This window comes from Nitrosomonas sp. HPC101 (genome assembly GCF_009833125.1).
Lineage (GTDB): Bacteria > Pseudomonadota > Gammaproteobacteria > Burkholderiales > Nitrosomonadaceae > Nitrosomonas.
Genome location: NZ_QRCC01000005.1, coordinates 106,010 through 117,784 on the forward strand (window position 1 = coordinate 106,010; position 11,775 = coordinate 117,784).

The following is an 11,775-nucleotide window of genomic DNA, read 5'->3' on the forward strand; positions in this document are numbered from 1 at the left end:
AAGGAACAGGAACATACATGCGCGATGTTGAGGAGCCCCTGAAAAACCACCTGCGTTGTTCATTTATGTGTTAAAAGTCGGCTCAAAATGCTCATTTATTGCGAATAAACTCCGCTTTTTTGCTGTCTTTTTCCTTGAACTGACTGCCTCGCTGACGTTTTTCAGAGGTTCCCTGGTGGAGGATTCGCCGGCGTGCCTCTAGGTTTTATAAAGAATTGAAAGGCTATTTGTTTGCAGTAAATTCACTGTTCACGATTTTCGTAGATAAATAGCGCAGAACGCAGTTTGATCGCAACATCCTTTCCCTCGGGGTAGTTTTTCATACGCTGGGGGGGTAAAATCTTTCCTTGACAACCTCCAGCCCAGCACCGCATTGCCAGCATAGCTGGAAATTACCCGGATTTTCCTCACCACACTTCGGGCAGAAAATGCTATCAGTCACTTGTGGCATCTGCTCGTAGGTTGAAACGATTGCCCGTCCGCGATCGTAGTCAAGATCGCGTACAACCCATACCTCAGGATAAGCATGGGTAAATGGAATTTCTCCCACGCCTCCCTGCGCATACTCATTGAACAACCTGGATGGGATATAGGCACTTTCCAGCAGATCCTGAATGATGTGCGCTTCCAGCAAATTATTAGCGATATAAAGTTTTTTCATATAGCGAACAAGATTATTACATAATGATTTGATCAAACTGACATCACCAGTCATTTTTTGCTTCCCATGGGTCGATAGCACCAAAGCTGGCAGTCTGGAATCGTGCAATGTTTCGCGCAGCGATAGTTGTGGCCGGGCAGCTATGATGGCAGTAATATAGCGGCTTAACGTGAAAAATTTCCTGCTACAGCTTTGAGTATAACGGTCAGATCTGCGTGATGCCGAGCGATATGGGTGATCGAATACCAGCACATACGACCTTCGAGCAGTTCTGGCAGGAAAACGGTTGTTGCAATAGTGTCATGAGTTTCAGCTTTAGTACTACGACCTGCTGCTTGTATACGAAGTGCATGGTGCACTTTGTCAGATCAATGCTAGCGTAGCAGGAATAATGACATCATCTGCTGTCCAGTAAGCTGAAATAGTCATTTTCCTGCCATCTGGTAAAGAGGTTTTCTGCTGACTTTGTAAAGGGAGCAATGACCAAATCCAAATAAACCAAATGCGATCATTTTCCTTCTGCCTGGAGCTGCACTACAGAAATACTATACTGCAGGGTTAACTTGACTCCTGATGCTGTTTATACAAGAGGTATTTCGTTATTTTCATCATCATTTATCCGGAGGGCATGCCATGCGACACGTTGCTACAATTACTTTCATTGCCAGCCTGACAGGTTTGTCATCACCTGTGTTTTCGTTTCCTGCCATTATAGCTGATGCTATGGATACCTCAGCCAGCATGAGGGTGGCATTATTACCTTTGCGAACGGCACACCCGGCTATTTCAGGATTCGATCAGCAGATCCTGACAAATAAACAGGATACAGCGCATATTTTTTCTATTTTCCGGAATTCAAATCTTTTCCAGCCCGTGTATATCGTGGCGTCTGGCGCAGAAGCTACTGGTAAGTCTGCCATACAGCCAGTAATTCAGGGTAATGAAATACAGGATGAGCGTATGGAATTTGAAGAACAGGCAACGCGCAGAGAGTTCGGGGATGAATCGAATCAGGAAGAATTTAAAGAGCAGGCTGTACGCAAGGAATTTGGCGGGCAGACAAAATTTGCAGAACCTGTCCCCGAAGCAGGGAAGCATGATCGTTGATGCATAGCTGTTGATAAGACTCAGGTTGTTGATCCCTGACGCTGTGATGCGCTTCGCGCTGAGATACTGAACAGATTAGATTTTCAGTTTTCTGCCAAAAACACCCTGCGCAAACAGGATGTTTAACTGTTAGAAAATTGAAAGCCAGTGGTGATCAGTTCCTTACGGTAATTGTTTGACTGATTACGATCTTGTGATATTGGGTGCTTCGGCGGTCACCATTAGCATGCTGTCGCTCGGTGCGCTGCCCCATGTATTCCAATGATAGTTCAATGATTTATCGTTAATAGCGGCAATTGAATTACCATCGATTTTCAGATTAATTTTGTGGGTGTTATTGTCAGCCTTTATCTCGATATTTTCGAAATGACCAACTTTCCGGCCATCCTTGAGGTTGAATCGAATAATCTGTAGTGGCGGTTCTATCGTGGAGCCGGCGTCGTTATTTTTACGTTTATAGTAACCGACGAGGACACTCCCAAGTTGCTTGCCAGCAGCATCAAAGACGTACGCTACCAGGGCATGCTGTCATCACTCAGCGGAATAGTGTTCCAGGTAAAGCTGAGGTCTGGCTTATCATCTTCCTTAACTGTGTTGCCGTGCAGCTCTGTGCGTACTGCACCATTATATTGTCGGAGTAGTTGACGCTCACAGCTACGCTGCCAGATGTCGCTCCATTATAGCTGATGTTGGCTAGTTTGGCGCCGTTGTCTGTCGCCCAGCGGGTACCTTTGGCCATATCGCTCAAGTATGCACGGCCGTCCGGCATGGGAATACGTACAAGGATGCACGCATTCCAAGCTACCGCATAGAGTTGCTTGCTGTTGCCTGCAAAATAGTGTGGAATATGCAGCATGAAAAATGACCAGAAATATAACATCAAGGTGGAAGTGCATACTGCTTACCTGCAGAATCAGTCAGATCCCGCAGAGGAACAGTATGTGTTTGCCTACACGATTACGATCAGTAATACAGGGAACGTGGCTTCTCAACTGGTGAGCCGCCACTGGATCATCACCGATGCTGGTGGAGCGATACGGGAGGTACGGGGGTTAGGTGTGGTTGGGGAGCAACCTTTGCTTAAACCTGGCGAGAGTTTTGAGTACACCAGTGGAACTGCAATTTCCTCTGTTGCGGGCTCCATGAAGGGGTTTTACCAGATGGTAGCTGAAGATGGTTTTCATTTTTCGGTGGAAATTCCTGAATTCATTCTGAGCGTGCCGCGTGTGCTACACTGATTTGTGAACGTTGATCCGCTGACAATGCTCTGCGGTATGCTTGCGCTATATCTGATTCCAACTCCGTTGGGGGAGGAAGATTTCACCAAAATATTGTCTATCGGAGTTCAGCAACCGGCTGGATCTGCAAAAAAGAGTCGGCGATATTTTTGCTGTACGGACAGCCTGAAAGCCATAGTGGTTCGCAGTCGAGAACGTAATGAAGTGATTCTTATGGAGTTGCTATTCAAACAAGATGGATTTTACCTCGGCTGATTCCATTTCCGTTCCATTGATACATTAATCATTTGAAGCTGAGCAGCAAGGATTAGATGCGCTGGTAATTTCTGTTCAGGCATCCTGGGTAAGAACTTGAGATGATTTTCTCCAGAGAAATAACACTTTTACCAGTCTTACGATATAAAGGGGGTGTTACAGTATCGGTTGAATGATTTTCTCTATCTGCTGTTTCTTGATTCGCCCCAAGTGGGTATCGATGATCGTACCATTGCGATCAATAGTCACGGTGAAGGGCAGGGCACCCTGCGGATTACCCATAGCCTCTGCCAGTGTAAAGGCATCGAATTCCCCGGCCAGGACAGGATAGTTGATATTGAACTCCTTGCTGAACGCAGCGACTTTTTCGGCGTTGTCTATGGCGATTCCGACGATAACAAAATCTTTCTGGTGGTACGTCGTATACGTATCGATCAACTCAGGAATTTCATCCCGACAGGGTAGACACCAGGTTGCCCAGAAATTGACAACAATAACTTTCCCCTGCCATTGCGACATAGCCTGAGGAATACCTTCCGGGGTTGAGAGTGTCGTGTTGAAGAATGTTTCTGCTGCAACCTGCCTGACGCTATCCGGCAGGGTAGTTGTGATACCCATTTCTCTGGATTTATAGGCAACACCGGCGGCCAGAGAAAGGATAGCGACAATAACGTAAAATGAAAATTTGTTGGGTCTGGACATAGAGGATTCCGGAAAGAAGTGGATTTTACGCGGTACAGCACATAGATAGCGAATATCAGTATCGGGTATTCTCTATACAGGCGACGTACTCAAGACATGATGTGAACTTGTCATGCCTGTGAAATGGTGCGGGTGTGGATAGGTTGCTTCCTGATTATCAGAGTAGTATTGCATCCAGCACGGTAACAAAGTCTTTTTTGTCGAGATAGCCAATGATTTTGATGTTGGGGATCTCGACCCCTTGCGAGTCAAAAAACAAGATTCCGGGTGGCCCGAAGAGCTTGAAACGTTTGAGCAGTGCGGTGTCATCCGGTGTTCCCTCGGTTACGTTGATCTGAACCAGTTCGACATTTTTCAGGCGCTCCTGGACATGCGGATCGGTAAAGGTGAAACGTTCCATTTCCTTGCAGGAAACACACCAGTCAGCGTAAAAGTCGATCATGACGTAACGTCCCCGTGATTTCCGAATGAGTTCATCCAGTTCTGCGACTGTTTTTACCTGCTTGAACGGCAGAAGGTTGTTTGTGCTTGCTGGTGATTCGGTAAGCTGTGCGGAAAGAGGCATTGCAGCCAGATTGAATCTGGATAGCGGCTGCAAAACATCCCGGCTGCCGGACAGGACGCCGATGAGTAATGCGATACCAGTCAATAGTGCAATGACACCCACTCCTTTGAGGAATTTACTGAAGCCCGGTGCCTGGTTGGGAAGTGGATCAAGCGCATGCAGATAGATGGCGGAAATGATCAGTAACGCTGCCCAGAGTAGCATATGCGTAACTTCCGTGATTACAGGCGAGATCAGCCAGATGGCGACAGCCAGCAGCAGGACACCGAAAAATTGCTGGATGGATTTCATCCACGCACCGGATCTGGGCAGCAGTGCGCCGGCAGAGACTCCCAGCAGCAACAGTGGCACGCCCATTCCGAGCGCCATGACAAACAAAGCTGAACCGCCCAGTATGACATCGCGTGTCTGGCTGATGTAGATTAATGCACCAGCCAGTGGTGCGGCGACACAGGGGCTGACGATCAGGGCAGACAGTGCACCCATTCCAAATACACCAGCAAATTGTCCCCCTCTGAAATGACCGGTTTCCTCAACCAGTTTGTTTTGTATGGAAGCGGGCAATCGCAATTCGTAGAAACCAAACATCGAAAATGCCAGTGCAGTGAAGACCAGCGCAAACGTTCCAAGCACCCAGGCGTTTTGCAGTGCAGCAGACAGCATTGCACCAGACAGGCCTGCTGCCGCGCCGGCGATGGCGTAAGTGATCGACATGCCCAGTACATAGGCGAGCGCCAGCATAAAGCCGCGCAGTTTTGACATCTGTTGCCCCTTGCTGGCAATGATGCCGGACAGAATCGGAAACATGGGGAATACGCAGGGCGTAAAGGCGAGTAGCAGGCCGATGCCGAAAAAACCGCTCAAAATCAGCCAGAAATTGCCACTAGCGAACAGGCGTTCTATTTTGTAGGATTCTGTTTCAAACAGCGGCGCATCACCGGGTACCTGGAATAACTCAGCGGTGGGGTTTGTGCTCGCGGCCTGAGCGCTGCTGCTGATGACGTCAGCCGCTGTGCTTACCATGGCCTTAAGGACAGGCAGCAGTAGTTCCTTTTCCTTGTTGATGGGTGCATAACATACACCAATCGGTTCATTACAACCCTGGTAGGAGGCGGATAGGGAGAGTTGTTCCGGAACAGGTTTGTCCCGACGTAGTGTGATAACAGCCTCCAGGGGCTGGTAGTACACTTCAGTTTTGCCAAAAAGCTGATCATCCTTCATCTTCCCGGATGGCAGCGTGACTTGCTCGATGTGGATCCCTTCACTTTTTGATTCAAAAGCGATCTTGTCACGATAAAGATAGTAATCCTTGGCTGGTGTCAGATGAGCGACCAGCGTGTGGTCATCCCGTACTTCAAGTGACAGTTTGAACGCTTCATCTGGTGGCAATAGCTCCTGTTCGGCCTGGTCAGTATTCATCCCCAGACGTTGCAGAATACTCATTAATCCCCCGGACCGGCTTTCTTCGGCCAGGACGTGCGTGCTGATCAGGCAGAGTGACAGCAAAATTAAAATGAATTTTATCCAGCGCATTGGTTATCTCGGTTAGATATCTGTTTCAGTTGTTTCATTGGCAACCCACTGCAGGTAAGCAGGCAATCCGTTATCGAGAAAGACAGCAATAACTTCAGGGAGTTCGTAGGGGTGGTGTGATTTAATCGCCTGTTCCACATCCTGGTAGCGCCCCCGGGTGGTTTTGATCAGAACCGGTACTTCACTGGTTGTTTCAATGTGATCTTGCCAGCGGTAGATTGAAGTACACTCTTGCAAAATATTAATACATGCTGCCAACCGATGATCAACCAGTACTTTTGCCAGCTTTCTGGCACTTGCTTCGTCCGGAAAGCTGGTCAGAACAAGCAGGATTCGGGATGATTCGGTCATTTCATACGGTTTTGGGAATTGCTGCCCCAGCATAATCCATCTGAATTTATATGATATGCTATTGTAGTTGAAATATAATTTTCCATGGCAATAAGAAGATGGTGTAAGGCAGTACGATGAAAAATCTGTTTGTATTACTCCAGTCCATTACGGTAATTTTTCCTATTGGTGTTTTCTTTACCTATATCATTATGGATGAAGGGGATCAGTTTACCTATGAGCACTATTTGATGACAACATTGAGTGCTTTCCCTTTTTTCATGGTCCTGCTGATCAAGTATTTCATATCAGGATTCGATGACAAGTAGCACCAGCATTCTTGGATCAGGCCAGCATGAAATCCGGATGTTCGGTATCTGTTAGTAATAATTGTGCTGCCGTGTTTCCGGAACCACACTATACGTGAAATGAGTAAACTTACCTGTTCTCTGATTGTTTTTGTCATTTTTCTGTGTATGTTGCCACTGACGGTTCGAGCTGAAAAAGGCTATACCAGTGATCAGGTGGAAGTGCTGATGCGGACAGGTCCCAGCCATAAGCATGCAATTGTGAAGATGCTGAAAAGTGGCGCTGAGCTGGAAATACTGGAACAAGATCGGGATAAAGGTTATTCCAGGGTTCGGGCTGTCGGAGGAGCCGAGGGATGGGTGCTGGCGCGTCATCTGATGGTTGAGCCGGCGGCGCGGATATTGCTTGAAGAATTAAGCAATCAATTTTCAGGATCCGGCAATCCTACGGAGAGAGAGAGTCCGCGCGCCCAGGCTGATTTTATCAGGCATGAATATGAAATAATGATACGGCGGGTAGCAACGCTTGAGAAGCATAATAATCAGCTGGAAACCGAGCTGTCTAAAATAAAGCAGTTGGCTGCCAATGCCGTACAGCTTGATAATCAGAATCAGGAAATGCGGCGGCAAACAGATGTTTTGACGACAAAGCTTGGCAAGCTTGAGCAAGAAAACCAGACATTGGGTAAACAGGTTGAGCGTGAGTGGTTTTACGCAGGTGCGCTGGTGTTATTTGCTGGTTTATTTCTGGGACTGGTTATTCCACGAATTCAATGGCGCAAGCGGTCACGTTACAATGATTTTTAACAGTATCCGGATTTGTAATTAAGTTTGAATTAGCAGGCTGTCGAGAAATTTTTGTGGAACTTGCTCGTGACGTTGCATGGTGTTGACTTCTGCCTGTCCATGCGCTTTACAGTTTTGATCGCGCAATGACCTGTTAATACAGAATCAGTGCACTTGGATGCTGAATGTGTATCGAAAAACGGTTTTTTTTGCGCGATACCCAACCGCGTACTTCCAATGATTTATTCAGATAGGTTTCCAGAGATGGGAACAGGGCCAGATCCCGGTTGGCAATAGAGAGGTCGATATTTTTGCTAACAATGAGGCGGCTGAACCGGCGATTGCGTTTGAGTGCTGTGACTTTTACCCGGTAGCGTTGCCAGCCAAGCGGTTTTTCGGCAAGTTTGATCAACTGGCGTGGCTGGTATTGTTTCATTGACCAGATTCCGAGTTCCTTTGCTTCCGCCCGTTGTTGTGCCTTGATCAGGGTACTGGCGTGCAGCAGATTTGGGGGGATCAGATTGACGGTGGCCAGTCCTTTTTCCACCAGGGATAGGTTGATGTGTTCACCGTCCGGAAGATACAGGTGAGCAAGCATTCTTTTATAGTGATCTTGTGTTTGCCGGTCATGTTCCAGATAGACGTTGCGCCCTGATAGCTTTCCTTGCAGCCATTTTTTTGCTTCAATTCCGCCTGGTTCTGCCGGGCGAAACCGATTTTCGATTTCGGGTGCATTCACGCCCAGCAATCTTACTCGTTTGTTATTTTCGAGCACGACGGTATCACCGTCGATAACCCGGATGATCCGGTGCTTGTTCTGGGCTGGCTGGGTGGCAAGCTGCAGTGGTTTTGCAGTTGCCGTGGGGATGTCCGAATAAAGGGATTGACCATGGGGATCCGTAGAGCGATAGATGGTGTCGGCCAGGCCCGGTTGAGTATGCAGAACAACTGGAATAATTGTAAAAAGACAGAATTTCAGGAAAAAGAATGACAGGTTGGGCTGTATCCGAGGGGCTCTGGTAAAATGCATAAATGGATTGTGTCAGGGAAATGTTTGGGCTGGGAGATTGGCGTAACCGGTATCTGGATTGGCGCGCAACCGTGGAGATGTTACTTATGTCGCTGAACTTTTGGAAGTTGAAAGACAAAAACTGATGGCTACCCTTCCGCTGATTGAATTCAAAAATGTTAATTTTTCCTATGGCTCCCGGGTAATTCTGAATGGTGTCGATATGAATATATCCCGGGGACAGGTGATTGCCATCATGGGTGGGAGCGGATCAGGAAAAACTACACTGCTGCGCCTGATTGGCGGTGAAGCCAAGCCATCGGCCGGTTCTGTCAGTGTGGCAGGGCGGGTGGTACATGAACTTGGCCGGGATGAATTATTTAAACTGCGGCGCAAGATGGGTATGTTGTTTCAGTTTGGAGCCCTGTTTACGGATTTGTCAGTATTCGATAACGTTGCTTTTCAGATGCGTGAGCATACCAATCTCCCTGAATCGATGATCCGGGATCTGGTACTGATGAAACTGCATGCAGTGGGTTTACGTGGAGCACATCATCTGATGCCAGCCCAGCTTTCCGGTGGAATGGCACGGCGTGTGGCGCTGGCTCGCTCGATTGCGCTGGACCCGATGCTGATGATGTTCGATGAGCCATTTACCGGCCTGGATCCAATCTCGTTGAGTGTGATTGGAGGGTTGATCCGGCGCTTGACTGACACGCTCGGTATGACTTCTATTCTGGTAACACACGACATTCAGGAGTCACTGCGGATTGTTGATTACGTTTATTTTTTGGCAGACGGAGTAATTGCTGCACATGGGACACCGGATGAAGTGCGTGAATCGAAAGTGCCATTCGTACATCAGTTTGTCCATGGTGAAATAGATGGTCCGGTACCATTTCATTATCAGGCACAGACTTCTTACTCCCAGGATTTGGGTGTAAGGACTGAAAGTGGTGTCTGAGGATGCTGCCGGCATGAATACGGGGAGTGATCAGCTTGGCTAGACGTATCAGAATCATTATCGAATCGATCGGACATAGAGTAGTTGATGGCATTTTCCGGCTCGGAAGTGCGAGCCACTTCATGCTGCTGGTATTGTTGAAATCCATTCCCAGTTTTTTGCGTTTTCGTCTGATTACACGTGAAATCTATTTCGCCGGGGTGATGTCGCTGATTATCATTCTGGTGTCCGGATTGTTTGTTGGTATGGTGTTGGGATTGCAAGGCTACGAAACACTACAGAAATATGGTTCAGAGTCAGCTGTGGGAACATTGGTAGCGTTATCTCTGTTACGTGAACTGGGGCCGGTGATTGCCGCACTATTGTTTGCCAGTCGGGCCGGCTCGGCCATGACTGCCGAAATCGGTCTGATGAAAGCAACCGAGCAACTGGCCGCCATGGGCATGATGGCAGTAGACCCGATCGCACGCATCGTCGCACCGCGCTTCTGGGGAGGTGTTTTCTCTATGCCGCTGCTAGCTGCCATGTTTTCGGTAGTGGGCATATTTGGAGGCTATCTGGTGGCAGTGGTTTTCATCGGTGTGGATGAAGGATCCTTCTGGTCACAGATGCAGAGTTCGGTTGATTTTCGTTATGACGTCGTCAATGGTGTGATCAAAAGCTGTTTTTTTGGAGTGGTTGTAACGGCAATTGCAGTGTTTGAAGGGTTCGATGCACCACCAACAGCAGAAGGTGTATCAGGTGCGACTACTCGGACAGTGGTTACTTCTTCGCTGGCAATTCTTGGTCTGGATTTTGTTTTAACCGCATTTATGTTCAGAGGGGTAAGCTGATGCAACGTACCATGATGGATTTTTGGGTGGGCCTGTTCGTCATGGCAGGTATCGGAGCATTGCTGGTTCTGGGGTTGAAAGTGGGTAACCTTACGGATTTTCAGGCAGATAAAGGCTATGTGCTGATAGGTAATTTTGAGAATGTCGGTGGTTTAAAAGTACGGGCGCCGGTAAAAAGCGCGGGTGTAGTGGTGGGGCGCGTGGTGGATATACAATTCAGTGTGAAAACGTATGATGCAGTGGTAACCGTGAAAGTGGATATGCAGTATCAGTTTCCAAAAGATACGTTTGCCAGCATCTTGACGTCAGGATTGCTGGGTGAACAATATATCGGGTTGTTGCCTGGAGGGGATGAGGAGATGCTCACAGACGGTGATAAATTTATAAAAACCAACTCGGCAATTGTGCTGGAGGAGATGATCGGGCGTTTCCTGTTCGATCGGGCTTCAGAAAAAAAAGATTCGGATCCGGAAATTTAAAACAGGCGATAAAACATGAAATTATTGAATAGAATTATTTTTCTGACATTACTGGCTATCGTGTTCCCCGCAACAGCTCAGAATTCTTCACCTGACGTGCTGATCAAAAATACAGTTGATGAGGTGGTTGCCGTACTCAAGCAGGATGATGGGATCAGGGAGGGTAATCAGGATAAGGTGCTGAATCTGGTGCGAGAGAAAATACTACCTCATTTTAATTTTACACGTATGACCCAGTTGGCAATGGGCAAAAACTGGTCACTTGCAGGCCCGGAGCAAAAAAAATCACTGGTGAAGGAATTTCGTACGCTATTGGTGCGAACCTACTCCAATTCACTGACCAGCTATCGTGATGAAGTCATCAAGGTCAAGCCGACTAATGTCAGCCCGCAGGACACCAGGACAATAGTCAAAACCCAGGTGATTCAGGGAGGAGGTAAACAACCTGTGCCGATTGACTATTCTATGGAAAAAAGTAATAACGGCTGGAAAGTTTACGATGTGACCGTGTCTGGTGTCAGTTTGGTGACCAATTATCGGGGGACTTTTAACAGTCAGGTCAGAGATGGCGGTGTGGATGGCCTGATCACGGCACTGGTGGAGAAGAATACATCCATGAAGGGCAAGTAAGCGGTCATGGAAACAGAAACCGGTATTCGTGTGGAGGAAGGCTGTCTTTTTGTGTTTGGCGCGATAACCTATGACAATGTAGTTAGAGCGACTCGTGCAGGTGAGGCGGCGGTCGAGATGAACAGTCAGCGGGTAGTTATTGATCTGGCGGAGGTCACCCAGGTGGATTCTTCGGCTGTCAGTATGCTGCTTGAGTGGGTACGTGTTGTGCAGACACGCGGCCAGGAAATTGAATTCGTCAATCTGCCGGCAAATCTGGCGGATCTTATCGAGCTGTACGATGTGGATGATTTGATTCCATCTGGTTATACAGGAAAATTCAGTTGACTGGGCTGGGATACTACCGGATTTAGAATAATTTATATTGTTTCCCGT

Annotated in this window: 15 protein-coding genes; 9 read left to right on the plus strand and 6 right to left on the minus strand. The window is 47.7% G+C overall.

The features are described 5' to 3' along the window. Positions 1–319: 319 nt before the first annotated feature. On the minus strand, positions 320–715 hold the full coding sequence (locus tag ABO04_RS04590; protein ID WP_240141424.1) for a DUF2007 domain-containing protein: 396 nt from the start codon (positions 713–715) through the stop codon (positions 320–322). Between the two features lie 519 nt (positions 716–1,234). Here ABO04_RS04590 and ABO04_RS04595 point away from each other — a divergent pair. Next, entirely contained in the window at positions 1,235–1,768 is a 534-nt protein-coding gene (locus ABO04_RS04595) for a hypothetical protein (RefSeq protein ID WP_160809515.1), read from the plus strand. Positions 1,769–2,303: 535 nt separating this feature from the next. On the opposite strand, the gene ABO04_RS11785 is transcribed toward ABO04_RS04595, so the two are convergent. Continuing rightward, positions 2,304–2,624, minus strand: a complete 321-nt coding sequence (locus tag ABO04_RS11785; protein ID WP_164504260.1) for a hypothetical protein — start codon at positions 2,622–2,624, stop codon at positions 2,304–2,306. Here ABO04_RS11785 and apaG point away from each other — a divergent pair. Next, positions 2,623–3,006, plus strand: coding sequence for a Co2+/Mg2+ efflux protein ApaG (apaG, locus tag ABO04_RS04600; RefSeq protein WP_160809516.1), 384 nt, complete (start codon positions 2,623–2,625; stop codon positions 3,004–3,006). The genes ABO04_RS11785 and apaG overlap by 2 nt on opposite strands. 411 nt (positions 3,007–3,417) lie before the next feature. Here the strand turns inward: apaG and ABO04_RS04605 are convergent, their stop codons facing one another. The 3 genes from ABO04_RS04605 to cutA form a co-directional block, all read right to left on the minus strand. Next, positions 3,418–3,963: a TlpA disulfide reductase family protein gene (locus ABO04_RS04605; RefSeq protein ID WP_160809517.1), complete on the minus strand. Its 546-nt coding sequence runs from the start codon at positions 3,961–3,963 to the stop codon at positions 3,418–3,420. A 157-nt stretch (positions 3,964–4,120) separates the two neighbouring features. Then, positions 4,121–6,061 (minus strand): protein-disulfide reductase DsbD, encoded by a 1,941-nt coding sequence (dsbD, locus tag ABO04_RS04610; RefSeq protein WP_160809518.1) that lies wholly within the window; start codon positions 6,059–6,061, stop codon positions 4,121–4,123. A gap of 12 nt (positions 6,062–6,073) precedes the next feature. Beyond that, positions 6,074–6,412, minus strand: a complete 339-nt coding sequence (gene cutA / locus ABO04_RS04615; RefSeq protein ID WP_164504265.1) for a divalent-cation tolerance protein CutA — start codon at positions 6,410–6,412, stop codon at positions 6,074–6,076. 116 nt (positions 6,413–6,528) lie between these two features. On the opposite strand from cutA, the gene ABO04_RS04620 reads away from it, so the two are divergent. Next, positions 6,529–6,720 (plus strand): hypothetical protein, encoded by a 192-nt coding sequence (locus ABO04_RS04620; RefSeq protein ID WP_160809520.1) that lies wholly within the window; start codon positions 6,529–6,531, stop codon positions 6,718–6,720. Positions 6,721–6,819: 99 nt separating this feature from the next. After that, the gene (locus ABO04_RS04625) at positions 6,820–7,506 is read left to right on the plus strand and encodes a TIGR04211 family SH3 domain-containing protein (RefSeq protein WP_160809521.1); all 687 of its coding nucleotides are present in this window, start codon (positions 6,820–6,822) and stop codon (positions 7,504–7,506) included. 133 nt (positions 7,507–7,639) lie between these two features. On the opposite strand, the gene ABO04_RS04630 is transcribed toward ABO04_RS04625, so the two are convergent. Next, positions 7,640–8,515, minus strand: coding sequence for a thermonuclease family protein (locus ABO04_RS04630; RefSeq protein ID WP_160809522.1), 876 nt, complete (start codon positions 8,513–8,515; stop codon positions 7,640–7,642). A 124-nt stretch (positions 8,516–8,639) separates the two neighbouring features. Between ABO04_RS04630 and ABO04_RS04635 the strand changes: the two genes are divergently transcribed. Genes ABO04_RS04635 through ABO04_RS04655 form a run of 5 tightly spaced genes read left to right on the plus strand, consistent with a single transcriptional unit; the run spans position 8,640 to position 11,727 of the window. Continuing rightward, complete coding sequence (locus tag ABO04_RS04635; protein WP_160809523.1) at positions 8,640–9,458, plus strand: ABC transporter ATP-binding protein; 819 nt, start codon at positions 8,640–8,642, stop codon at positions 9,456–9,458. A gap of 35 nt (positions 9,459–9,493) precedes the next feature. Continuing rightward, entirely contained in the window at positions 9,494–10,291 is a 798-nt protein-coding gene (mlaE, locus tag ABO04_RS04640; protein WP_160809524.1) for a lipid asymmetry maintenance ABC transporter permease subunit MlaE, read from the plus strand. After that, complete coding sequence (gene mlaD, locus ABO04_RS04645) at positions 10,291–10,770, plus strand: outer membrane lipid asymmetry maintenance protein MlaD (protein WP_160809525.1); 480 nt, start codon at positions 10,291–10,293, stop codon at positions 10,768–10,770. Before mlaE ends, mlaD begins: the two co-directional genes overlap by 1 nt. Positions 10,771–10,785: 15 nt before the next feature. Beyond that, positions 10,786–11,400 carry an ABC transporter substrate-binding protein gene (locus tag ABO04_RS04650; protein ID WP_160809526.1) on the plus strand — a complete coding sequence of 205 codons (615 nt, stop codon included), beginning with the start codon at positions 10,786–10,788 and terminating at the stop codon, positions 11,398–11,400. A 6-nt stretch (positions 11,401–11,406) separates the two neighbouring features. Then, the gene (locus ABO04_RS04655) at positions 11,407–11,727 is read left to right on the plus strand and encodes an STAS domain-containing protein (protein WP_160809527.1); all 321 of its coding nucleotides are present in this window, start codon (positions 11,407–11,409) and stop codon (positions 11,725–11,727) included. The last annotated feature ends 48 nt before the right edge of the window (positions 11,728–11,775 follow it).